The organism is Bacillus sp. NPDC094077, from assembly GCF_050279465.1.
GTDB lineage: Bacteria > Bacillota > Bacilli > Bacillales > Bacillaceae_G > Bacillus_A.
Genome location: NZ_JBNNUF010000001.1, coordinates 818,363 through 840,991, shown reverse-complemented (window position 1 = coordinate 840,991; position 22,629 = coordinate 818,363). Strand labels below are relative to the sequence as shown.

26 protein-coding genes are annotated in these 22,629 nt (G+C 36.2%); 21 read left to right on the top strand and 5 right to left on the bottom strand.

Features of this window, described 5'->3' with window-relative positions; translation table 11 throughout:
* Positions 1 to 48: 48 nt before the first annotated feature.
* Positions 49 to 1,545 carry a YcdB/YcdC domain-containing protein gene (locus ACQKNR_RS04390; protein WP_427315622.1) on the top strand — a complete coding sequence of 499 codons (1,497 nt, stop codon included), beginning with the start codon at positions 49 to 51 and terminating at the stop codon, positions 1,543 to 1,545.
* Positions 1,546 to 1,599: 54 nt separating this feature from the next.
* On the opposite strand, the gene ACQKNR_RS04385 is transcribed toward ACQKNR_RS04390, so the two are convergent.
* Positions 1,600 to 1,830 carry a hypothetical protein gene (locus ACQKNR_RS04385; RefSeq protein WP_427315621.1) on the bottom strand — a complete coding sequence of 77 codons (231 nt, stop codon included), beginning with the start codon at positions 1,828 to 1,830 and terminating at the stop codon, positions 1,600 to 1,602.
* 157 nt (positions 1,831 to 1,987) lie between these two features.
* On the opposite strand from ACQKNR_RS04385, the gene sigK reads away from it, so the two are divergent.
* Together sigK and ACQKNR_RS04375 are read left to right on the top strand one after the other, a co-directional pair.
* Positions 1,988 to 2,701: an RNA polymerase sporulation sigma factor SigK gene (gene sigK, locus ACQKNR_RS04380; protein ID WP_193410405.1), complete on the top strand. Its 714-nt coding sequence runs from the start codon at positions 1,988 to 1,990 to the stop codon at positions 2,699 to 2,701.
* A gap of 279 nt (positions 2,702 to 2,980) precedes the next feature.
* Entirely contained in the window at positions 2,981 to 3,769 is a 789-nt protein-coding gene (locus ACQKNR_RS04375; protein WP_427315619.1) for a phosphatidylserine decarboxylase, read from the top strand.
* Between the two features lie 289 nt (positions 3,770 to 4,058).
* Here ACQKNR_RS04375 and ACQKNR_RS04370 read toward each other — a convergent pair whose 3' ends face one another.
* Positions 4,059 to 4,214 (bottom strand): sporulation histidine kinase inhibitor Sda, encoded by a 156-nt coding sequence (locus ACQKNR_RS04370; RefSeq protein WP_000850094.1) that lies wholly within the window; start codon positions 4,212 to 4,214, stop codon positions 4,059 to 4,061.
* 246 nt (positions 4,215 to 4,460) lie between these two features.
* Here ACQKNR_RS04370 and ACQKNR_RS04365 point away from each other — a divergent pair, with 246 nt between their 5' ends.
* From ACQKNR_RS04365 to ACQKNR_RS04330, 8 genes are all read left to right on the top strand, one after another.
* A complete protein-coding gene (locus ACQKNR_RS04365; protein WP_193410403.1) occupies positions 4,461 to 4,973 on the top strand; it encodes a YqeG family HAD IIIA-type phosphatase in 513 nt (170 codons plus the stop codon).
* A gap of 3 nt (positions 4,974 to 4,976) precedes the next feature.
* Positions 4,977 to 6,083, top strand: a complete 1,107-nt coding sequence (gene yqeH / locus ACQKNR_RS04360) for a ribosome biogenesis GTPase YqeH (RefSeq protein ID WP_000140799.1) — start codon at positions 4,977 to 4,979, stop codon at positions 6,081 to 6,083.
* 15 nt (positions 6,084 to 6,098) lie between these two features.
* Positions 6,099 to 6,932, top strand: coding sequence for a shikimate dehydrogenase (aroE, locus tag ACQKNR_RS04355; RefSeq protein ID WP_427315617.1), 834 nt, complete (start codon positions 6,099 to 6,101; stop codon positions 6,930 to 6,932).
* 5 nt (positions 6,933 to 6,937) lie between these two features.
* Entirely contained in the window at positions 6,938 to 7,231 is a 294-nt protein-coding gene (gene yhbY / locus ACQKNR_RS04350) for a ribosome assembly RNA-binding protein YhbY (RefSeq protein WP_000955224.1), read from the top strand.
* A 138-nt stretch (positions 7,232 to 7,369) separates the two neighbouring features.
* Positions 7,370 to 7,939: a nicotinate-nucleotide adenylyltransferase gene (nadD, locus tag ACQKNR_RS04345; RefSeq protein WP_427315615.1), complete on the top strand. Its 570-nt coding sequence runs from the start codon at positions 7,370 to 7,372 to the stop codon at positions 7,937 to 7,939.
* Positions 7,929 to 8,498 (top strand): bis(5'-nucleosyl)-tetraphosphatase (symmetrical) YqeK, encoded by a 570-nt coding sequence (gene yqeK / locus ACQKNR_RS04340; RefSeq protein WP_427315613.1) that lies wholly within the window; start codon positions 7,929 to 7,931, stop codon positions 8,496 to 8,498. The genes nadD and yqeK overlap by 11 nt, the downstream gene beginning before the upstream one ends.
* Positions 8,495 to 8,851 (top strand): ribosome silencing factor, encoded by a 357-nt coding sequence (gene rsfS, locus ACQKNR_RS04335; RefSeq protein WP_427315611.1) that lies wholly within the window; start codon positions 8,495 to 8,497, stop codon positions 8,849 to 8,851. Before yqeK ends, rsfS begins: the two co-directional genes overlap by 4 nt.
* Positions 8,848 to 9,594 (top strand): methyltransferase domain-containing protein, encoded by a 747-nt coding sequence (locus ACQKNR_RS04330; protein WP_427315609.1) that lies wholly within the window; start codon positions 8,848 to 8,850, stop codon positions 9,592 to 9,594. Before rsfS ends, ACQKNR_RS04330 begins: the two co-directional genes overlap by 4 nt.
* 172 nt (positions 9,595 to 9,766) lie before the next feature.
* On the opposite strand, the gene comER is transcribed toward ACQKNR_RS04330, so the two are convergent.
* Positions 9,767 to 10,594 (bottom strand): late competence protein ComER, encoded by an 828-nt coding sequence (gene comER, locus ACQKNR_RS04325; protein ID WP_427315607.1) that lies wholly within the window; start codon positions 10,592 to 10,594, stop codon positions 9,767 to 9,769.
* Between the two features lie 77 nt (positions 10,595 to 10,671).
* Here comER and ACQKNR_RS04320 point away from each other — a divergent pair, with 77 nt between their 5' ends.
* From ACQKNR_RS04320 to ACQKNR_RS04310, 3 genes are all read left to right on the top strand, one after another.
* Entirely contained in the window at positions 10,672 to 11,271 is a 600-nt protein-coding gene (locus tag ACQKNR_RS04320; RefSeq protein ID WP_427315605.1) for a helix-hairpin-helix domain-containing protein, read from the top strand.
* A gap of 63 nt (positions 11,272 to 11,334) precedes the next feature.
* A complete protein-coding gene (locus ACQKNR_RS04315; protein WP_427315603.1) occupies positions 11,335 to 11,892 on the top strand; it encodes a ComE operon protein 2 in 558 nt (185 codons plus the stop codon).
* Between the two features lie 14 nt (positions 11,893 to 11,906).
* On the top strand, positions 11,907 to 14,228 hold the full coding sequence (locus tag ACQKNR_RS04310; RefSeq protein WP_427315602.1) for a DNA internalization-related competence protein ComEC/Rec2: 2,322 nt from the start codon (positions 11,907 to 11,909) through the stop codon (positions 14,226 to 14,228).
* 31 nt (positions 14,229 to 14,259) lie between these two features.
* Here ACQKNR_RS04310 and ACQKNR_RS04305 read toward each other — a convergent pair whose 3' ends face one another.
* A complete protein-coding gene (locus tag ACQKNR_RS04305) occupies positions 14,260 to 14,394 on the bottom strand; it encodes a YqzM family protein (protein WP_000997609.1) in 135 nt (44 codons plus the stop codon).
* A gap of 347 nt (positions 14,395 to 14,741) precedes the next feature.
* On the opposite strand from ACQKNR_RS04305, the gene holA reads away from it, so the two are divergent.
* The gene (gene holA, locus ACQKNR_RS04300) at positions 14,742 to 15,752 is read left to right on the top strand and encodes a DNA polymerase III subunit delta (protein ID WP_427315600.1); all 1,011 of its coding nucleotides are present in this window, start codon (positions 14,742 to 14,744) and stop codon (positions 15,750 to 15,752) included.
* 82 nt (positions 15,753 to 15,834) lie between these two features.
* On the opposite strand, the gene rpsT is transcribed toward holA, so the two are convergent.
* The gene (gene rpsT / locus ACQKNR_RS04295; RefSeq protein ID WP_001274011.1) at positions 15,835 to 16,092 is read right to left on the bottom strand and encodes a 30S ribosomal protein S20; all 258 of its coding nucleotides are present in this window, start codon (positions 16,090 to 16,092) and stop codon (positions 15,835 to 15,837) included.
* A 180-nt stretch (positions 16,093 to 16,272) separates the two neighbouring features.
* On the opposite strand from rpsT, the gene gpr reads away from it, so the two are divergent.
* The 6 genes from gpr (at position 16,273) to hrcA (ending at position 22,617) form a co-directional block, all read left to right on the top strand.
* On the top strand, positions 16,273 to 17,376 hold the full coding sequence (gene gpr / locus ACQKNR_RS04290) for a GPR endopeptidase (protein WP_427315598.1): 1,104 nt from the start codon (positions 16,273 to 16,275) through the stop codon (positions 17,374 to 17,376).
* Entirely contained in the window at positions 17,376 to 17,738 is a 363-nt protein-coding gene (locus tag ACQKNR_RS04285) for a YqxA family protein (RefSeq protein ID WP_427315816.1), read from the top strand. The genes gpr and ACQKNR_RS04285 overlap by 1 nt, the downstream gene beginning before the upstream one ends.
* A gap of 210 nt (positions 17,739 to 17,948) precedes the next feature.
* Positions 17,949 to 19,772, top strand: coding sequence for an elongation factor 4 (lepA, locus tag ACQKNR_RS04280; RefSeq protein WP_193410389.1), 1,824 nt, complete (start codon positions 17,949 to 17,951; stop codon positions 19,770 to 19,772).
* Positions 19,773 to 19,901: 129 nt separating this feature from the next.
* Positions 19,902 to 20,276: a winged helix-turn-helix transcriptional regulator gene (locus ACQKNR_RS04275; RefSeq protein ID WP_001293547.1), complete on the top strand. Its 375-nt coding sequence runs from the start codon at positions 19,902 to 19,904 to the stop codon at positions 20,274 to 20,276.
* A 51-nt stretch (positions 20,277 to 20,327) separates the two neighbouring features.
* Complete coding sequence (hemW, locus tag ACQKNR_RS04270; RefSeq protein ID WP_000249445.1) at positions 20,328 to 21,467, top strand: radical SAM family heme chaperone HemW; 1,140 nt, start codon at positions 20,328 to 20,330, stop codon at positions 21,465 to 21,467.
* A gap of 133 nt (positions 21,468 to 21,600) precedes the next feature.
* Positions 21,601 to 22,617: a heat-inducible transcriptional repressor HrcA gene (gene hrcA, locus ACQKNR_RS04265; protein WP_000954961.1), complete on the top strand. Its 1,017-nt coding sequence runs from the start codon at positions 21,601 to 21,603 to the stop codon at positions 22,615 to 22,617.
* Positions 22,618 to 22,629 lie beyond the last annotated feature (12 nt).

The following is a 22,629-nucleotide window of genomic DNA, read 5'->3' as shown; positions in this document are numbered from 1 at the left end:
TTTGGTTTTGTTTGTTATAATTACCTTAAATTGTAACAGAGGAGAGGTATGATGAATCAAAAAGATAAAGAAAGAAAAGAACAAGTGGCTCATATTATTGAAATTCCAGATGAATATAGTCTTGTTGTAGATGATCAAGAAGGAGTGGATGATCCTCATCATCTATTATGTTGGGGACATAAAGAGAATGAGGAGAAACAGATACAAGTTTCATTAAATAGACATACTGGTAATTTAATTGAATTTAGGGTAGATGATGAAAATTATTTTTCGAGTGATAAAGAAGTGATAGAGGAGAATAAGGCAAGAGAGATTGCAAATGTATTTATAAAAAAATATGTGGAAGAAGGATTAGAATTTTATACATATATGTCAGTTAAAGACGATTGGCGTGGTTGGAAAGAAATAAATTATATGCAAGAAGTGAATGGATATCCATTGCCAGATACAGGATGTGTTGTGCGAGTTCATCCTTCAGGGAATGTTGTGAATTTCCGTTATAACGGACGAGAAAGTATACAGGAAAAGCCGCCGTTATGGCCAAGTGAAATTGTTGAGGAGAGTATTGTTCTAGATAACCTGAAGGCTAGACAAGATATGAGGCTGGTGTTTGCTGATTTAACATTCTCCTTATGTGTATATGAAAATGGAGAAAAAGTAAAAGGATATCACCTTCTGTATGAATCAGAACCTAGTCATGCGTTTATTGATGCAAGTACAGGTAAGAATTTGTTTGGACCAGATCACTATAAATTACCTTCAACAGTAGCTGTTACCAAACCGGAAAAAAGTAGTCGACAAGATGATATATTCGATTTGTTTGACTGGGATAAAGAAAGTTTTACAAAAGTAGATGAGACGGAAAATGAAGATGAAATAAGGATGAAATTTGTCCCGAAAGAGGAATTGCAAAAACAGAAAGAAGAGAAGAATCCATATTTAATGAATGAATTCTTTAAAAAGCATTTACCGATGTTAAAATATAATAATTTAGTTGGAATTACTATTGATAAATCAACCAATGAATTAATTGGCTTTTTAAAAATGGCAGACGATAAAAAAGCAAAACAAATACTATCAAGAGAGGAATGTTTACAGAGAGCACTTCAATTTTTAGAACGAGTTATTCCAGAGGTTACACAATATCTTCGTCTTTGGGATGAACGTGACGAAGAAGAAGGGATTGAAAGATTTGTCTTTTCAGTATATGTGAGTGATATTCCGGTAGAGTATAAGGAATTCATGATCAACATCAATACAGAAAATGGTGCTGTGATGCACTACTCGGGAAAACCTAGTAATATAATAGAAGAGTTACTCGCACATGAAACAACACCAAAAGTAACAAAAGAAAAAGCGTTAAAAATATACAAAAAGGCCATGCGAGTTAAATTAGAATGGTATATAGATAATGATGCAGAGGAAACGAAATACAAACTGCTGTATAAACAAACGACGGATGAAAATCATAAAGAGCCCTTCGGTTGTAGTCGAGAAATACGTTATATTGATGCCCACACTGGGGAAAAGATTTGGAGTAAATAAGCCTTTAAATAGGGGGAAAGGTCTTGGAGAGAAGACCTTTTTTAGAAAGAACGATTATTCTTCGTAGGTATCAATTTTGTATAACCATTTTTGTACACTAGCAGGTGGTCCTTCTGTTCTCCACTTTGTTGTACACATTCCGCAAGAACAGTGAACTTTTCCTTTTGCAAAAATAGCGGTAATTTCAGGAGTATATCCCCATGTGTGTTTTGCAATATTCATTTTTCGGTGCATTGTACGTTGCCGTTGGTGTCTTGTATAAGCATGTGTTCTTTCAAATCTCATATTTTATCCTCCTAACTGTTGCTTCAGTGTATGTATTGAAGCTTTTTGAGACAAATATTATGCTTAAAAACATATTGGAATGATATCGTACAGACACAAACAACCTCACGCCCACATACACATAATAAAGACCACTATTTTGGCGGAGGTGAAAGGTTTGAGTCTATTCGCCGCAATTGGATATATGGTTCGAGAAGTGTTTGTCTTTGTTTCTTATGTGAAGAATAATGCGTTCCCGCAGCCGCTATCATCAGATGATGAGAGAAAGTACTTAGAGTTAATGGAGCAAGGTGATGCTCAAGCGAGAAATCTTTTAATTGAACATAATTTACGGCTTGTAGCGCATATCGTTAAAAAATTTGAAAACACTGGTGAAGATGCAGAAGATTTAATTTCAATTGGTACAATTGGTCTCATTAAAGCGATCGAGAGCTATTCAGCAGGAAAAGGAACAAAGCTCGCAACATATGCAGCACGCTGTATTGAAAATGAAATTTTGATGCATTTACGTGTGCTAAAGAAAACGAAAAAAGACGTTTCACTTCATGATCCGATCGGGCAAGATAAAGAGGGGAATGAAATATCGCTTATTGATATATTAAAATCAGAGTCTGAAGATGTAATTGATATGATTCAGCTTAGTATGGAGTTAGAAAAGATTAAAGAGTATATCGATATTTTAGACGAACGAGAGAAAGAAGTAATCGTAAAGCGTTTTGGACTTGGGCTTGATAAGGAGAAAACGCAGCGAGAGATTGCTAAGGCACTTGGTATTTCCAGAAGCTACGTATCAAGAATTGAAAAGCGTGCTTTAATGAAAATGTTCCATGAATTTGTAAAGGCAGAGAAAGAGAAAAAAGCGAAAGAATAATATACATTACAAGCAGCCATATTTTGAAATGGGCTGCTTTTCTTTTGTAAATAAGGAAAGAAAACGGGTTGTGCTAAGAAGAAATACATGTTCACTGTTGAAAATGACGGATTCTATCTGTAATATTAGAAGGTGCTAAACAATTTAAGAATAATACCATATTTAGTTTTCGATATGTATAATGAAAAGTTCTGTATGGTGTGTGGGAATAAGAACCAATTTTACATATGGTATAGAAGGGGAAACTAAAGTTATAGACTGATTAGGAGGTTTCGCAATTTGCGACGTACATTATATCGACTTATGATCGAACTTACAAATGGTCGCTTTACTTCTTATATATTACGTAAATTTGCACAATCTCGTTTGAGCTCTATTATTATTCCATCGTATGCGAAGGTTTTTCAAATTAATCAAGATGAGATGGAAAAGGGTTTGAAGGAATATAGAACGTTGCATGAATTATTTACGCGTAAGCTAAAAGAAGGAAAGCGTAGTATTGATACAGATGCATCGAGTATCGTTAGTCCTGTTGATGGTGTTTTTGCAGATTACGGTCCTATTGAGGACACAAAAACATTCGATATTAAAGGTAAGCGTTATTCAATTGTGGATATGCTAGGTAATGAAGAACGTGCAAAGCGATATGCAGGCGGTACATATATGGTCATTTATTTGAGCCCAAGTCATTATCATCGCATTCATAGTCCGCTTTCTGGTTCTGTCACTGAAAGATTTGTACTCGGTAGAAAATCATATCCGGTAAATGCAGCTGGTATGGAATACGGGAAAGAACCACTGTCAAAAAACTATCGTTCTGTTACAGAAGTAAATAGTGATGGTGAGCATATGGCGCTTGTAAAAGTAGGGGCTATGTTTGTGAATAGTATTGAGCTTTTGCATGAAAGAAGTACTGTTCAAAAAGGTGAAGAAATGGCATACTTTACATTTGGTTCAACAGTTGTATTATTGTTTGAAAAAGATATGATAGAAGTAGTGCAGGAGTTGAAGAGTGGACAAGAACTTCGTCTTGGTGAAAAAATTGCTACTCGATTATCTCATAATTAAAAAAAGATTTTATAACCGTAAGTAAGAATTATGGACAAAGATGCTTAATGATGAAATCCCCTAGATGGGAGTACTTGTTTATTCGAGAGCCATCGTAGGATGGCTCTTTTTACAGGTCAGCCAGTAATTTATCCTGCAATAACGGGCAGTAAGACTCCCACCTCAAAATTTGGCGGATGCGAGGAAGTTAGGTGGGAGATAATTGTCCGTAACTGCCCGATTGTTCCAACTAATAATCAGTGGGGAATGGACAAAACCCCCACTGATTAAAGTTTCACTTTATATGTAATCAAGAAGATTTGACAAGCTTGTCCTCTAATGAGCGTCTAATAATTTCTTGTTTTATAAGTAAAATGAAGTCGGGATTTAATTTTAGTTCTTTTGCTTTATAATAAGACTCAGTGAGTAACTCAGTAGATAACTGTTCCATATGTTTTGTTTTCAAGGTGAGTCACCTCCTAATAATATAAGGATTGATTCGTTGTTGCATTTAATGTACCAAAAAAATATGACAGTCACAAACAAGGGGTTATCCACATACCTAGGTGGATAAAATGTGTATAGTTTGTTAGTAAATTCCAAATTAACTGAAAAATTAATGTGGAAAATGTGTACAATTTTATCCACAGGTTGTATATCGAAAAATGTTGTCGAAAAATTTTATGAATACTCCTCAAAGAGGTGAAAGAAATTGAAGTTATTTTTACCAAATGAATATGTGAAAAATGTATATCATGTTCAACCAGAAGATTTGAAAAAACGTGGAATTAAAGGCGTTATTACTGATTTAGATAACACTTTAATTGAATGGGATCGTCCAAATGCAACGCCGCAACTTGAAGAATGGTTTTTGAAAATGAAGGAGCAAGGCATCCAAGTAACGGTCGTTTCAAATAATAATGAGCAACGTGTAAAAGACTTTGCTGATCCATTAGGTATTCCATTTATTCATAGTGCACGTAAACCGTTTGTCCGCGCATTTAAGCGTGCAATACAAGAGATGCGTTTACAACCAGAGGAAGTTGTAGTAATTGGGGATCAGTTACTAACGGATGTGCTTGGTGGGAACCGAGTGGGACTTCATACAATTTTAGTTGTACCAGTAGCACAAACGGACGGATTAGTGACGCGCTTTAATCGAAAAATCGAACGAAGAATCATGAGAAATATGAAGAAAAAAGGTTTAATTAACTGGGAGGAATAAAGTTTGACTGAAACAATTAAATGTATTGGTTGCGGTGTAGAAATTCAAACAGAAAACAAAAATGAAGTGGGGTATGCTCCTGCCTCATCTTTAGAGAAAGAGCAAGTGATTTGTCAACGTTGTTTTCGCTTGAAACATTACAATGAAATTCAAGATGTATCGTTAACAGATGATGACTTCCTACGCATTCTAAATGGAATTGGAAAATCGGATGCATTAGTAGTCAAGATCGTAGATATTTTTGATTTTAATGGTAGCTGGTTACCTGGCTTACATCGTTTCGTAGGAAATAATAAAGTATTACTTGTTGGAAATAAGGCTGATTTAATTCCTAAGTCAGTAAAACATGATAAAGTAAAGCATTGGATGCGCTATAGTGCAAAACAGTTAGGGTTAAAGCCAGAGGATGTTTTTTTAATTAGTGCAGCAAAAGGGCAAGGGATTGCTGAACTGGCGGATGCTATTGAGTATTATCGCGGCGGCAAAGATGTTTACGTTGTTGGATGTACGAATGTAGGGAAATCAACATTTATTAATCGTATGATTAAAGAATTTAGTGATGAGACTGAAAATGTAATTACAACATCTCATTTCCCAGGAACAACACTTGACTTAATTGATATTCCATTAGACGAAGAATCTTCTTTATATGATACGCCAGGTATTATTAACCACCATCAAATGGCTCATTATGTTGGGAAGCAGAGCTTAAAGCTTATTACACCAACAAAAGAAATTAAGCCAATGGTGTTCCAATTAAATGAAGAACAAACATTATTCTTTAGTGGATTGGCACGCTTTGATTATGTTAGTGGTGGTCGTCGGGCGTTTACTTGTCACTTCTCAAATCGTTTAACAATCCATCGTACAAAGTTGGAGAAAGCAGATGAGTTGTATAAAAATCATGCTGGGGATTTACTGAGCCCACCAACGCCAGAAGAATTAGCAAATATGCCTGAGTTAGTGAAATATGAATTTAATATTCGTGAACCGAAAACGGATGTTGTATTTTCTGGATTAGGATGGGTTACTGTGAACGAACCAGGAGCAAAAATTGTTGCTCACGTGCCAAAAGGAGTAAGTGTTTCGCTACGTAAATCTTTAATTTAATATGGAGAGGGATTTATGAAACAATTATATGGTGTAATCGGAAATCCAATTGGACATTCATTATCGCCCGTTATGCATAACGATGCATTTGAACACTTGAATATGGATGCCCATTATCATGCGTTTCTTGTAGAAGAAGAAGCGCTTGGGGAAGCGGTAAGAGGTTTAAAAGCGTTAGGCATTTCAGGATTTAATGTAACAACTCCGCACAAAGTTGCTATTATGGGGTATTTGGATGAGATTGACCCACTAGCAAGGCAAATTGGTGCAGTAAATACAGTGGTTCATAAGGATGGAAAATTAATTGGCTACAATACAGATGGAATCGGTTTTGTCCGAGCCTTACAGTCAATTAGTAGTGAACCACTTCAAGAGAAACGTATTTTATTACTTGGCGCTGGTGGTGCTAGCCGAGCTATTTATTTTTCTCTTGCTGATGTAGGTGTGAAAGAGATTGATGTATCCAATCGTACAGTCGATAAGGCGAAAGAACTTATTGCTGCATGTGCGGCTAACGTTAATTCTGTTGCTTTATCGTTAGAAAAAGCGACAGAAGAACAAGGGAATTATGATATTATCATTCAGACGACAACAAGAGGTATGCATCCACATGTCGAACATACGCCATTACAAATTTGTTCGTTAAAAGAGGGAACGATTGTATCAGATATAATTTATAATCCATTTGAAACGAAAATTTTATGTGAGGCAAAAGAGCAAGGTGCAATCATTCAAAATGGTATCGATATGTTTGTATATCAAGGAGCACTTGCATTTGAAATGTGGACAGGACGCGTGCCGAATATTGATAGAATGAAACAATTAGTTATAAGAAAGCTTGGAGGCTAACATATATGTTAACAGGAAAACAAAAAAGATTTTTACGTGCACAAGCACATCATTTAACACCAATTTTTCAAGTAGGAAAAGGCGGAGTAAATGAAAATATGATTAAACAAATCGCAGATACTTTAGAAGCTCGTGAATTATTTAAAGTAAGTGTGCTACAAAACTGTGAATTTGATCGTCGTGAAGTTGCAGAAGAACTTGCAAAAGGTGCACGTGCTGAAATCGTTCAAGTGATTGGAAGTACAATCGTGTTATACAAAGAATCAAGAGAAAATAAACAAATTAAGCTTCCACGATAAAAAGACTAGCGTGCGCTATTTTTATCGCTGGTGCGTAATTATGTAGAGAGCGAAACCAATTGAACTTTTATTAACAGTGAACTCTCTTCGGATAGAAATGAAGAGAGTTGCTGTACGTAAAAGGAAGGGGCGTTTCTTTTGAGAAAAATTGGCATTATTGGCGGTACATTTGATCCGCCTCATTATGGGCATTTGCTAATTGCGAATGAAGTATATCACGCTTTGAACTTGGAAGAAGTATGGTTCTTGCCAAATCAAATTCCACCACATAAACAAGGGCGGAATATTACAAGTGTAGAAAGTCGCTTACATATGTTAGAGCTTGCGACTGAGGCAGAAGAACACTTTTCTATTTGTTTAGAAGAGCTGAACAGGAAGGGCCCATCTTATACGTATGACACTATGTTACAATTGACGAAGAAGCATCCGGATGTGCAGTTTCACTTTATTATTGGTGGGGATATGGTTGAGTATTTACCAAAGTGGTATAACATTGAAGCGTTACTTAATCTTGTAACGTTTGTTGGAGTTGCAAGACCTGGTTATACATTGCATACACCTTACGATATCACCACAGTGGAAATTCCGGAGTTTGCAGTTTCTTCCTCTTTATTGCGTGAGAGATATAGAGAGAAGAAAACATGTAAATATTTACTTCCTGAAAAAGTACAGGTATATATCGAGAGGAATGGGTTGTATGAATCGTGAGAAGGCACTTCATATTGTCAAACAACAAATGCATGAAAAACGTTATATACACACAATTGGTGTAATGGAGACAGCGATTGAACTTGCTAAGTTATACGGTGTGGATGAGAAAAAAGCAGAAATGGCAGCTATATTCCATGATTATGCGAAATGTAGAGAGATTTCAGAGATGGAAGAGATTATTAAACGTGAAGATTTGCCGAAAGATTTACTTTGCTATAACAAAGAGTTATGGCATGCACCTGTTGGGGCATACTTAGTAGAAAAAGAAGTAGGCATTACGGATCCTGAAATTTTGCAAGCTATTACATATCATACAAGCGGTCATGAGAATATGACGATGTTAGATAAAGTGATTTATGTAGCTGATTACATTGAGCCTGGACGAAAGTTTCCAGGTGTGGAAGAAGCTCGTAAACTCGCATATACGGATATAAATCAAGCTTTATTATTTGCTTTAAAGCGAACAATTCAATTTTTAATGGAAAAAGATCAAACGATTTATCCATTAACATTCCAAACATACAACGCAGTTATCAAGGAGGAATTTAGTAAATGAAAGATAAAGAGTTATTAGTATTAGCAGCAAAAGCAGCTGATGATAAGAGAGCAGAAGATATGGTTGTCCTAAATATGCAAGGTATTTCACCAATTGCAGATTATTTCATTATTTGTCATGGTAACTCAGATAAACAAGTGCAAGCAATTGCACGTGAAATTAAATCAAAAGCACACGAGTTCCAAATTGACGTACAACGTATGGAAGGTTTTGACGAAGCGCGCTGGGTATTAGTTGACCTTGGAGATGTAGTTGCTCATGTATTCCATAAAGATGAGCGTGATCACTATAATCTAGAGCGTCTATGGGGCGATGTGCCACGTGAAGATATTACAGAAGAGCTAGGCCAATGAAATACGAACAATTTGCATTGTTGTATGACGAACTAATGAATGATGTCCCATATGATAAATGGGTGGAATTCACAGAGGAAAGCTTGCAACAAGCAGGTATGAAAGAGGCAAAGATTCTTGACGTAGCATGTGGTACTGGTAATGTAACACTTCCACTTGTGCAAAAGGGGTACGATTTAATAGGTGTCGATCTGTCAGAAGACATGTTAACAGTCGCTCAGCAAAAACTAGGAGGAGAGGGATACTTTATTCCTTTTTACCAACAAGACATGCGAGAGCTTGATGTTCCAGGTGAGTTTGACTGTGTAACAATCTTTTGTGATTCATTAAATTATGTATTGCAAGAAGAGGGAGTGCAAGAAACATTTAGAAGAGTGTTTCACCATTTACGCCAAGATGGTTTGCTTTTATTTGATGTACATTCTTTATATAAAATACATCATGTATTTCAAAATGAAACATACACAGTAAATGGAGAGGAAATATCTCTTATTTGGAATTGCTTCCCTGGTGAAGAAGATAGTGTAGAGCATGATTTAACATTCTTCGTTCAAGATCCAGAAGAAGATGTGTACCATCGTTTTGACGAATGTCACGTACAACGTGCATATCGGGTTGAAGAGTTAACGAAATGGCTTGAAGAAGCTGGCTTTACAGTACTTCGCGTGACTGGTGACTTTGAGCGAATTGAAGTGACAGAACAAACAGAGCGTATTTTTTTCATGGCGAAGAAAAATGGATAAAACAAAAGCAACCGGGAAGGTTGCTTTTGTTTTGTAAAAAAGATGTGATTTTTGTTCTAGAATGAATGAGATGATGATATGTGTAAAATGCGAAAATGCTAGTTTGAGTAAAAAGGGGGGATAAAAAAGTAAGTATTTATAAAAAGGATTTGGAATGACAATGACGTATCTATTATGTGTGTTTATTGAATTGCTGATCAACGCATTTTAAGTCTTCATCAAATTTCTCGTGTGTCCGTTCAATTAATTTATGAAACATATCCCCAACGTGTTCTTCTAAAATACGAATACCTTCTCCAGTAACGCCGCCTTTAACACATACCTTTTCTTGTAAAGTAGGTAATGTGAAGATTTCTTTTTCAAGTAATTTCCCCATTCCCACGACCATTTCACTTACTAAAGTAGTAGCTTCTTCATGTGTAATATTGGTTTTATCTACAGCAGCGTTAATGAAACATTGTAATAAATAACTAAAGAAAGCAGGACCGCAGCTTGCTATATCAGATGAAACGCGCGTTATATCTTCTTCTATTACAAGGGGAGTAGAAATATTTTTGAATAGACGAAGTAGTTTTTGTTGCCACTCTTCAGAGCAATTATCTCCAAATGTAAATAGTGAGGCGCCAGATAGGGCGCGATTTGTGATGCTTGGAATGATACGTGCGACGTGGCAAGGTACAAGAGTTTCTAATTGTGACGGAGATATTGGACTTGTAATAGAAACTAAGCACTTTTCATCAGAAAAATGTTCAGCGTATTTTTTTAAGATAGGGTATATATCTTTCGGTTTAACACAAATAAAAATAAGTTGTGATTGTTCGATTACTTCTGAAATTGTTTTGGCTATATGAACAGAAGGGTATTTTTCCTTTATATGATATGCTTTGGCAGACGTCCGATTAATGATTGTAAGGCACGAAGGTTTGACAGCACGGGTTTCTAAAAATGCATCGATTAGTATATTCCCCATGTTTCCTGTCCCTATAATTCCTATGTTCAATGTTTCATCCCTCCTTCGTAACAGCTTTCTCCTAAACAATATGAATGATGTTATAAATTTATGATTAGAGGTGTAAAATGATGTGGGATTTTCCGAAAAAATGGTTGGGGCTAGTAGTTATTATTGGAACTTTGCTTTTTCTTGTTTTTTGGAAAACGAGTCAGCATACAGAGCAATCGCCCATTCCGATGGATGTGCAAGCGAAAGACGCGGAGAAAAAAAGCAAATCGAAAATATCGGATGCAAAGGAACAGAAAAGAATCATTATGATTGATGTGAAGGGAGCGATCAGTAAAGAAGGGGTGTATGAAATGAAGGAAGGGGACCGGGTAAAGGATGCGGTTCAAAAGGCTGGTGGTTTTTTACCAGAAGTAGATATGAAAAAAGTGAATTTGGCACAAATTGTACAAGATCAAATGATTCTTTATATCCCGAGTAAAAATGAATCAGAGCAAGGGATGTCTACATTTTCTAAGGAAGAGGGTAAGATTCAAATAAATACAGCCTCGAAAGAGCAACTTGAAAAAATCACAGGTATTGGCTCTCGAAAAGCAGAAAGTATTTTGAAATATCGAGAAGAACATGGTCCGTTTCAGAAAATAGAAGATTTATTAGAGATTGATGGGATTGGAGCGAAGTCTCTGGAAAAAATAAAAGATCAAATTATTATTCCGTAAAAGATTGACGAAGTTTTTCTTTTTTCGCTACACTACAAGTAGACAAAAAAGTAGGTGAAAAATATGGAACGAATTTCATGGGATCAATATTTTATGACGCAAAGCCATCTATTATCGTTACGTAGTACATGTACAAGGCTTGCGGTAGGGGCGACAATTGTTCGTGATAAACGAATTATTGCTGGAGGATATAATGGTTCAATTAAAGGTGGCGTGCACTGCATAGATGATGGCTGCTACGTGATCGATAATCATTGTGTTCGTACCATTCATGCCGAAATGAATGCTTTATTACAATGTGCAAAGTTTGGTGTGAAAACGGAGGAAGCGGAAATTTATGTTACGCATTTCCCTTGTTTACAATGCTGTAAGGCAATTATTCAAAGTGGCATTACAGCAGTTTATTATGCGCAGGATTATAAAAACCATCCGTATGCCGTAGAGTTATTTGAACAAGCGAATGTAACAGTGAAACACGTTCCGCTAGAATATGATATTGCAGCACTAGAGGAACAAAAGCGTCATATGGAGTTGAAAGAACTATTTGCATCTTTGGAAAAAGATAATCTATCAATGGAAGAATTACAGCGAGTATTCACGAAAGCAAAAATGATGCTATAAGGAGTGAGTATAAGTTGCAGGAACAATGGGGCTATGTTGCAATCTCGTTTGTAATGGGGATTGCAATCGCCTTTTCCTCGTCGTTTTTATTGATGGCTTGTTGTCTCGTTTTATATGTTTTCTTCTGCTTATATCGTACTTCGCGTAAAACCTTCATTTTTTGTATGATAGCGTGTTTTAGTAGTGTTATGTACACTTCGTATGTTCAAGGACAAAATAAGCCTCTAGGGGATCCCTACGAAGTTACAAGAGGAGTGATACAAAATACACCTCTTATTAATGGGGATCGTCTATCTTTTCAATTTGAAGATCAGAATAAAAATACAGTGCAGTTAAGTTACAAAATGAAATCAGCTTTGGAAAAGAAACAATTGCAACAATTATATGCGGGAGTATCCTGTGTATTCAAAGGTGAAAGAAAAGAACCGCAAACAGCTCGGAATTTTCATGGTTTTGATTACCGAGATTATTTATATAAGCAAAACATTCATTTTATATTTGATGCAACATATATTTCTGAGTGCCAAAAAGCATCATTATCATTTGTACAATGGATTCTTTTTTATAGGCAGCATATAATCTTTAAAGTTACGGAAATGTTTCCAGAGCAATCAGGTGCTTTTATGAATGCATTATTATTTGGTGACCGACAATACATGGCGTTTGAAGTTGAAGAACAGTATCAGCAATTTGGTCTTGTACATTTATTGGCGATTTCAGGATCGCATATTGTACTGTTAATGGTGATAGTTTACTTTGTTTTACTGAGAAGTGGTGTAACGAAGGAGATAGCAACAGTATGTCTTATCGTCTGCATTCCCCTGTATATGGTTTTAGCAGGAGCGTCACCGTCTGTTATAAGAGCTTCTGTAACAGGTGTTTTGTTGTTGGTTGCTTTCATTTGTTCTGTTCGCTTATCTAGTTTAGATGCCTTAAGTATAACGGCTATATGTATGCTGATATACGATCCGTATCTTGTTTTTAATATTGGATTTCAATTTTCATTTGTAGGTAGTTTTGCTTTAATTTTGTCTGCTCCGATACTACTAAGGCATAGTAATGGAGTAATTCGAAATGCTATTTACATTTCTATTATCTCGCAGCTCGTTAGTACCCCGATTTTGTTATATCATTTTGGTTATTTTTCTCCATATAGTATTTTCCTCAATCTTATATATGTTCCGTTTTTATCCATAATTGTATTGCCGTGTAGCATGATTATTCTGGTATTTATGCCAATTATTCCATTTCTCGCGAAAGGACTTGCGAATGTACTGTCAATAGGTTTGGTTATTTCTAATAATTTTCTAAGTTACTGTGAAAGCTTACCGTTTCCTCGCCTTATTTTCGGACAAACACCTATACTTCTTATAGTTGTGTATTGTGTGATGATTACTAGTATATTGATTGTTTGGGAAAGAGGGATGTCGAAAAGAATTGTGTTCATAGTCGTGAGTGGATTTCTTGTTATTAGCGTGTGTCATTATGTATACCCATATTTTCGTGAGAGTGGGAGTGTTACATTTATTGATGTTGGACAAGGTGATGCAATATTAATTCGTCTTCCGTATGATAAAGGGGTTTATCTTATCGATACGGGTGGAACGCTTCAGATAAATAAAAAAGAATGGCAACAAAAAAAGCATGAATTTTCTATTGGTCACGATATTCTTGTTCCTTTTTTACAAAAGGAAGGTGTAAAAACAATCGATAAATTAATCGTAACGCATGGAGATGCGGATCATATAGGTGCCGCATCGGAGTTATTATCATATATAATTGTAAAAGAAGTTGTATTTGGTCAAAAGGAACAAGATACAGTATTAGAAAAAGTGTTAAAGCAAAAGGCACTAGAAAAAGAAGTGAAAATAAGTGTAGTGAAAGAAGGGGAGAGCTGGAGTGTAAATGGAGCGGAATTTTTTGTACTAGCTCCGAAAGGGAAAGAAAAAAGTGAAAATAACTCTTCAATTGTCATGTGGGCCAAATTAGGAGGGCTAACATGGCTGTTTACAGGGGATTTAGAAGAAGAGGGAGAGGAACTTTTAGTATCAATATATCCACATTTACGGGCGGACGTTTTAAAAGTTGCACATCATGGGAGTAAAACGTCATCTACAGCGCCTTTTTTGAGGCGTATACAGCCTAGTGTAGCGATTATTTCTGTGGGAGAATGGAATAGGTATGGGCACCCGGATAAGGAGATTATAGAGCGTTTTGAGAAGATGGATATTGAAATATGGCGAACGGATAAACAAGGTGCCATTTCCTATGTTTTTAAAGGAGAAAACGGAACCTTTCAAAGTAAAATCACATATGATGAAACACATACTAGATGAAAAAGAGAAGACTGCCATAAAGTGGCAGTCTTTAGGAACCGATAAATTTAATAACAGTTGCAATAATGAAAAGTGTTGCGAAAAAACCAAATGAGACGATAAATCCTACCCCTGAATCAATAGCGTCATTGCGTTTACTTTGAACGTTTTGTTCAAAATCATTCATTTAGAATCCCTCCCCAACATTCCACTTTAGTATAAAATATTGTCAGAAAAAAATCTACAATTTCCATATGAAGAGAAATCGAGTATTTTTACTACTTTTAGTTCATTAAGTAATGTGAGCTTTTCGTTTCCAAGCATGTTAACAGTTGGCACTTATACTCGGATTTTTATTGTGAATAATAAAGGGAAGGTGATTACCGCACACCAATAAGAAAACCGGGGCTTATTGCGTGGCGTTTAATATAAATAAAGGGACGGGTTATAAAGCCTGTTCCTTTGTACTTGTAAAACAAAAGCTAGGGCATTAGTATAAATATATATTGCCAAGTTAGGGAGTAGGAAAAAAGTATGAGTGATATACATAAAAAAATTAAAAAGAAGCAGTTTGCTCCGTTGTATTTACTGTATGGAACGGAAGCGTTTTTTATAAACGGAACAATAAAGCTTATTACAACAGAAGCACTTGAAGAGGAAGATCGGGAGTTTAATGTTGTGACATATGATTTGGAAGAAGCGTATTTAGAAGATGTGGTTGAGGATGCACGTACGCTTCCTTTTTTCGGAGAACGTAAAGTGCTATTAATAAAATCACCACTATTTTTAACTTCACAAAAAGAAAAGTTAGAACAAAATATAAAAATTTTAGAAGAATATATTGGTGAACCTTCTCCGTTTTCTATTCTTGTTTTTGTTGCGCCTTACGAAAAACTCGATGAACGAAAAAAAATTACAAAACTATTAAAGAAAACAGCGGATGTAGTAGAAGCAAATGCGATGCAAGTGCAGGATGTTCAGAAATGGATTGTTGCTCGTGCAGATGAAGTACATGTGCATATTGATCATGCAGCTGTTAGTTTGTTGTTAGAGCTTGTGGGAAGTAATGTAACGATGTTGGCGAAGGAAATGGACAAGTTAACGTTATATGTTGGTATGGGCGGAGAGATTACACCAAAACTTGTTGCAGAGCTTGTGCCAAAATCAGTTGAGCAAAATGTGTTTGCTTTGACAGAAAAAGTGGTAAAAAAAGATATCGCGGGTGCGATGCAAATTTTGGATGGGTTATTTACGCAACAGGAAGAACCCATTAAATTGCTTGCGTTATTAGTGAGTCAATTTCGTTTGCTGCATCAAGTGAAAGAGTTACAGCAGCGTGGTTATGGACAAAATCAAATTGCGTCTCATATTGGTGTGCATCCGTATCGTGTAAAGTTGGCGATGAATCAAACGAAGTTTTTCTCTTTTGAAGAATTAAAAAAAGTTATTATAGAATTAGCGGAAGCTGATTATAGTATGAAGACGGGAAAGATGGATAAGAAGCTTGTGCTCGAGTTTTTCTTAATGCGGTTAAATCATATGTGATGATACAAAAAGTTCATGTACTTAGTACGTGAACTTTTTTGTATATAAAAAAACGATCCAGATGGATCGTTTTTTAAACGCCTTACGCGTTTACTTGTTTCGCTAAGCGAGATTTTTGACGAGCTGCAGCGTTTTGGTGGATAAGACCTTTACGAGCTGCTTTGTCAAGTTTTTTAGAAGCAGTTTTGAAAGCTTCTTTAGCATTTTCAAGATCGTTATTAGTAACTAAAGCTTCTACAGTTTTAACAGCAGAACGCATGTCAGACTTAATAGAAGCGTTGTGTGCACGACGCTCTTCGCTAAGTTTAGCGCGTTTGATAGCAGATTTGATGTTTGCCATACTTTTCACCTCCCTGGTGCAATCGAATGACTCGATTCTTACATAGAACAAGTGATATTCTATCAAACGGTGAAGAGAATTGCAATAGTATATCAATGAAATTTCACGTAAAGGAAAGAATGACCTTATATAACTTTGGGAAATCTAACGATATTTACTATGAATTGCGGAGGAGATACGATGAACGAACCATTAGATTTAAGTAAATATAGTGTTAGAACTGACCTTGCTGTAGAGGCACATCAAATGTTGCAAGAACGCCAAAAAGAACAAAAAGGGGTACAAGGAGTTATTGTAAAAGAGAGGGAAGAAGAGGGTATTACAATTACAAAAGTAACGATTGATGAAGTTGCATCTGAATCGATGGGTAAAAAACCTGGAAATTATTTAACGCTTGAAGTGCAAGGTATACGTCAACAAGATACGGAGCTTCAACAAAAAGTGGAGCGTATTTTTGCAAAAGAATTTTCTTATTTCTTAGAAGAGGTTGGTGTTACAAAAGAAGCGAGCTGTTTAATTGTCGGTCTTGGGAATTGGAATGTAACGCCAGATGCACTTGGACCGATAGTTGTAGAAAATGTATTGGTAACGAGACATTTGTTTCAATTGCAGCCTGAGAGTATAGAAGAAGGCTTTAGGCCTGTTAGTGCAATTCGGCCGGGGGTAATGGGAATTACAGGAATCGAAACGAGCGATGTTATTTATGGAATCATTGAGAAGACAAAGCCAGACTTTGTAATTGCAATTGACGCATTAGCTGCTCGTTCTATTGAACGAGTAAATAGCACGATACAAATTTCTGATACAGGAATTCATCCGGGGTCTGGTGTTGGGAATAAACGTAAGGAACTAAGTAAAGAAACATTAGGTATTCCTGTTATCGCAATTGGTGTCCCGACTGTGGTTGATGCCGTTTCGATTACAAGTGATACGATTGATTTTATTTTGAAACATTTTGGACGGGAGATGAAAGAAGGAAACAAACCTTCACGATCTTTGTTACCAGCTGGTTTTACATTTGGAGAAAAGAAAAAACTAACAGAAGAAGATATGCCAGATGAAAAGAGCCGGAATATGTTTTTAGGTGCTGTAGGTACGTTAGAAGAAGAAGAAAAGAGAAAATTGATTTATGAAGTGTTATCTCCCCTTGGTCATAATTTAATGGTGACTCCAAAAGAAGTAGATGCTTTTATAGAGGATATGGCAAATGTAATAGCGGGTGGTTTAAATGCAGCGTTGCATCATCAAATAGACCAAGATAATACAGGAGCATATACACATTGATGAGAAAAGATGATAATAGTTTAAGTCGTTTTTCGCTTTTATGTATATGTAGTGCAGCCTTATGTTTACTTATGATGATAGCAGGAGTGGCGCTTGCTAATCATGGTTTGAAAAGTATGAAAGGTTATAAGCAGCTGTCGTATGAACAAATAGCTCATATGACAGGAACAGAGGGTGCGGGTGCTGAATCGGAAATTTTGGGAAGTTCGTTTTCAACTATTGAGAAACAAAAACAATTAGAAAGCTTAAGAAGTTTTAATGTCATAGAAGGAATTGGTATGGCTATGGCAAGTGTTGCTTATGAAATGACAAAGTTTGGAACGGATATAGTTGTTGGGAAAGTGAAAGAGATTTTTAGCTAGGAGTAATATGGAGGACGGTTGTCTTATCGGTTTGTAAGACAGCCGCTTTTTAATTTGAAAAAGGTTTGTCTCTTATGGTTTGTTCGCATAAGATATAGATAGAATGATTTGTATTGTAAGCAGCACGAGTTTTCATTGAATCTTTGCTGCTCTATTGATATAATCAGTGCTAGTGTATATTGGCGAGACTATTAGGAGTTGAGAACATAGATGAATAAAGAAGAAAGAGCAAAAAGACAGTCGAAAATTCGTAATTTCTCTATCATTGCTCATATTGACCACGGAAAGTCAACGTTAGCAGACCGTATTTTAGAGAAAACAAATGCGTTAACACAACGTGAAATGAAAGCTCAATTGCTTGACTCTATGGATTTAGAGCGTGAGCGTGGTATTACAATTAAATTAAACGCAGTACAGTTAAACTATAAAGCAAAAGATGGTGAAGAGTATATTCTTCACTTAATTGATACACCAGGACACGTCGACTTTACGTACGAAGTGTCTCGTAGTTTAGCGGCTTGTGAAGGCGCGATTCTTGTAGTAGATGCAGCGCAAGGTATTGAAGCACAAACGTTAGCAAACGTATATTTAGCACTTGATAACAATTTAGAAATTTTACCGGTTATTAATAAAATCGACTTACCAAGTGCGGACCCAGAGCGTGTGCGTCAAGAGGTAGAAGATGTAATTGGTTTAGATGCATCAGAAGCAGTGCTTGCTTCAGCGAAAGCTGGGATTGGTATTGAAGAAATCTTAGAACAAATTGTTGAAAAAGTACCAGCCCCAACAGGTGATTCAGAAGAGCCGTTACAATGTATGATTTTTGACTCTTTATATGATCCATACCGCGGTGTAATTGCTTATATCCGTGTTGTAAATGGAACGGTAAAAGTTGGCGATAAAGTACGTATGATGGCAACTGGTAAAGAATTTGAAGTAACGGAAGTAGGTGTATTTACACCGAAAACAACGCAGCGTGATGAGTTAACAGTAGGTGATGTAGGTTTCTTAGCAGCGTCTATTAAAAATGTAGGGGACACACGCGTTGGTGATACAATTACACATGCGAAACGTCCAGCAGCTGAGCCGTTAGCAGGTTATCGTAAATTAAACCCTATGGTATTCTGTGGTCTGTACCCAATTGATTCTGCTCGTTATAACGATTTACGTGATGCGTTAGAAAAATTAGAGTTAAACGATTCTGCTCTTGAGTTTGAACCAGAAACATCTCAAGCGCTAGGATTTGGTTTCCGTTGTGGATTCTTAGGTTTACTTCACATGGAAATCATTCAAGAACGTATTGAACGTGAATTTAAGATTGACTTAATTACAACAGCGCCAAGCGTTATTTATAAAGTTTATTTAACAAACGGTGAAGATGTTATTGTTGATAATCCATCTAATATGCCAGATCCACAGTCTATCGATCGTGTAGAAGAGCCGTTTGTGAAAGCTTCAATTATGGTTCCGAATGACTATGTTGGAGCTGTAATGGAAATTTGCCAAGGTAAACGTGGAACGTTTATTGATATGCAATATTTAGATGAAACGCGTGTTACATTAACATATGAAATCCCGTTATCAGAAATCGTATATGACTTCTTCGATCAATTGAAATCAAATACGAAAGGATATGCATCATTTGACTACGAGTTAATTGGTTATAAACCGTCTAAACTTGTGAAAATGGATATTCTTTTAAATAATGAACAAGTGGATGCTTTATCGTTCATTGTGCACCGTGATTCAGCGTATGACCGTGGTAAAGTAATCGTAGAGAAATTAAAAGAATTGATTCCAAGACAACAGTTCGAAGTGCCAATTCAAGCTACTATCGGAAACAAGGTTGTAGCGCGTTCTACAATTAAGGCGATGCGTAAAAACGTACTTGCAAAATGTTACGGTGGTGACATTTCTCGTAAGCGTAAACTTCTTGATAAGCAAAAAGAAGGTAAAAAACGTATGAAGTCTGTTGGTTCTGTAGAAGTACCGCAAGAGGCATTCATGGCTGTACTGAAAATGGATGACAACTAATATAAAATAAAGAAGGAGTCGTTTATGCGGCTTCTTTTTTTCTGTATCATTACTTTTTAGACATCTTAGCATCTCTCATTTACAATAGTGGGAGAGCTTTTTAGTTCATACAGAGTTAGGAGATTATTAATGTCCGAAAATATTCGAAAAGATATTCAAGAGAAACTACAAAATGGCAATTTTAATTGTGAAAAGGAATTGACGCTTTCTATTATTAGTGGAAAGTGGAAAGTTGTGATACTGTGGCATCTTGGTGTGGAAGGGCCTCATCGTTTTAGCGAATTACAACGGTTATTCCCAAGCATTTCTCATAAAGTTTTGTCGAACCAATTAAAAGAGTTAATGGAAGATGGGATTGTTGATCGAACAGTATATCCTGAAATTCCTCCTCGTGTTGAGTATTATATGACAGAACTAGGCATGTCACTTTTACCAATCGTTGAAATGATGTATGATTGGGGAAAAATGCGAATGGAACAAATCCGTAATACGTTAGAGAAGTAGAGAACCCTCCGGAGTGCGGAGGTTTTCTTTTTAGAAAGGTAGGAGTTATATTTGGTACAAGCTGCATATATTCATATTCCGTTTTGTCAGCATATTTGTCACTATTGTGATTTTAATAAAGTGTTTATTGAACGCCAACCGGTAGATCAATATTTAGAGTACCTAGAGAAAGAAATAATAAATACGGTTCAAAAAGTACCGTTTGATAGTATGAAAACGATTTTTGTTGGTGGAGGAACGCCGACAGCATTAAATATGGAACAGACAAAAAAATTGCTCGATATCATTAATCGTCGTTTGCGTCCGTTTGCTCCGAATTGTGAATTAACTTTTGAAGCGAATCCAGGGGACTTACCGAAAGAGAAGTTGAACTTACTGTTAGAAGGTGGCGTGAACAGAATTAGTTTTGGTGTACAAACGTTTCGTGATGAACTGCTTGAGAAAATAGGGCGCAAGCATACGAGGGAGGATGCGTTTGTAGCGATTCGAGAAGCGCAAGAAGTTGGCTTTACAAATATTAATGTAGACATAATTTATGCTCTGCCAGGGCAGACGATAGAAGATGTAAAAGAAACGTTAGACATTGCCTTTACGCTCGGTGTGCAACATTTCTCAGCATATTCATTAATTGTGGAACCGAAAACAGTGTTTTATAACTTAATGAATAAAGGGAAATTAAGACTCCCAGGTGAAGACCATGAAGCGAAAATGTACGAAATGGTAATGGATGAAATGGAGAAACACGGTTATAACCAGTATGAAATTAGTAATTTCTCAAAAGGTGATAATGAAAGTAGACATAATCTCACATACTGGAATAATGAAGAGTACTATGGATTTGGAGCTGGAGCGCATAGTTATGTAAATGGAGAACGTATTCAAAATGTAGGGCCGCTCAAGCAGTATTTCACGAAAATTGATGAAACAGGATTTCCTTATTTAGATGTTCATGAAGTGACTGAGAAGGAAAAAATGGAAGAAGAGTTGTTTTTAGGACTTCGAAAAACAAAAGGTGTGTCTAAAATAGCATTCCAAAAGAAATTCAATATGGAGATGGATCAAGTTTTCGCGAAGCAGTTACAAGGCAATCAAGAACAGGGGTTGCTTGAAGAAAGAGATGGATATGTGCGTTTAACACGAAAAGGGAAATTATTAGGGAATGAAGTATTCCAGTCATTTTTGATTGACTAATTAAATGTTTCGTAAACGTGAAAAATTTTCATTATTTCGTGACGTTTCCGTTGACAATTGAATGTCAATTTTGGTAAGTTATTAATAGATTTAGCACTCGAAGACAAAGAGTGCTAACAGAGGTGATGATGAGATGCTTACGGAACGTCAGCTCTTAATTTTACAAACAATTATTGATGACTTTATTGGATCAGCGCAGCCCGTTGGGTCTAGAACGTTGGCTAAAAAAGAAGAAATTACATTTAGTTCAGCTACTATTCGAAATGAAATGGCTGATTTAGAAGAATTAGGTTTTATTGAAAAAACGCATAGTTCTTCTGGACGGGTTCCTTCTGAGAAAGGATACCGATTTTATGTAGACCATCTTTTAGCGCCACAAAACTTACCGAACGATGAAATTGTACAAATTAAAGATTTATTTGCTGAAAGAATTTTTGAAGCAGAAAAAGTTGCACAGCAATCTGCTCAAATTTTATCAGAGCTTACGAGCTATACAGCCATTGTTCTCGGGCCTAAGTTAAGCACAAATAAACTTAAAAACGTACAAATTGTGCCACTTGATCGTCAAACAGCAGTCGCTATTATTGTAACGGATACAGGGCATGTACAAAGTAAAACGATTACCGTTCCGGAATCTGTTGATTTATCAGATTTAGAAAAAATGGTTAACATTTTAAATGAAAAGCTATCTGGCGTACCGATGGCAGAACTTCATAATAAAATCTTTAAAGAGATTGTTACAGTTTTACGTGGGTATGTTCATAATTACGATAGTGCGATAAAAATGTTAGATGGTACATTTCAAGTTCCGTTATCGGAAAAGATATACTTTGGAGGGAAAGCGAATATGCTTTCGCAGCCAGAGTTCCATGACATTCACAAAGTAAGATCATTGCTGACGATGATTGATAATGAGGCTGCGTTTTATGACATTTTGCGTCATAAACAAGTCGGAATTCAAGTGAAAATTGGTAGAGAAAACTCTTCGACGGCAATGGAGGATTGCAGTTTGATTTCTGCAACGTATTCGATTGGAGAAGAGCAACTTGGAACAATTGCAATTTTAGGTCCGACGAGAATGCAATACTCTCGTGTAATTAGTTTACTGCAGTTATTTACAAGACAGTTTACAGACGGACTTAAAAAGTAAATGAGAGTAATA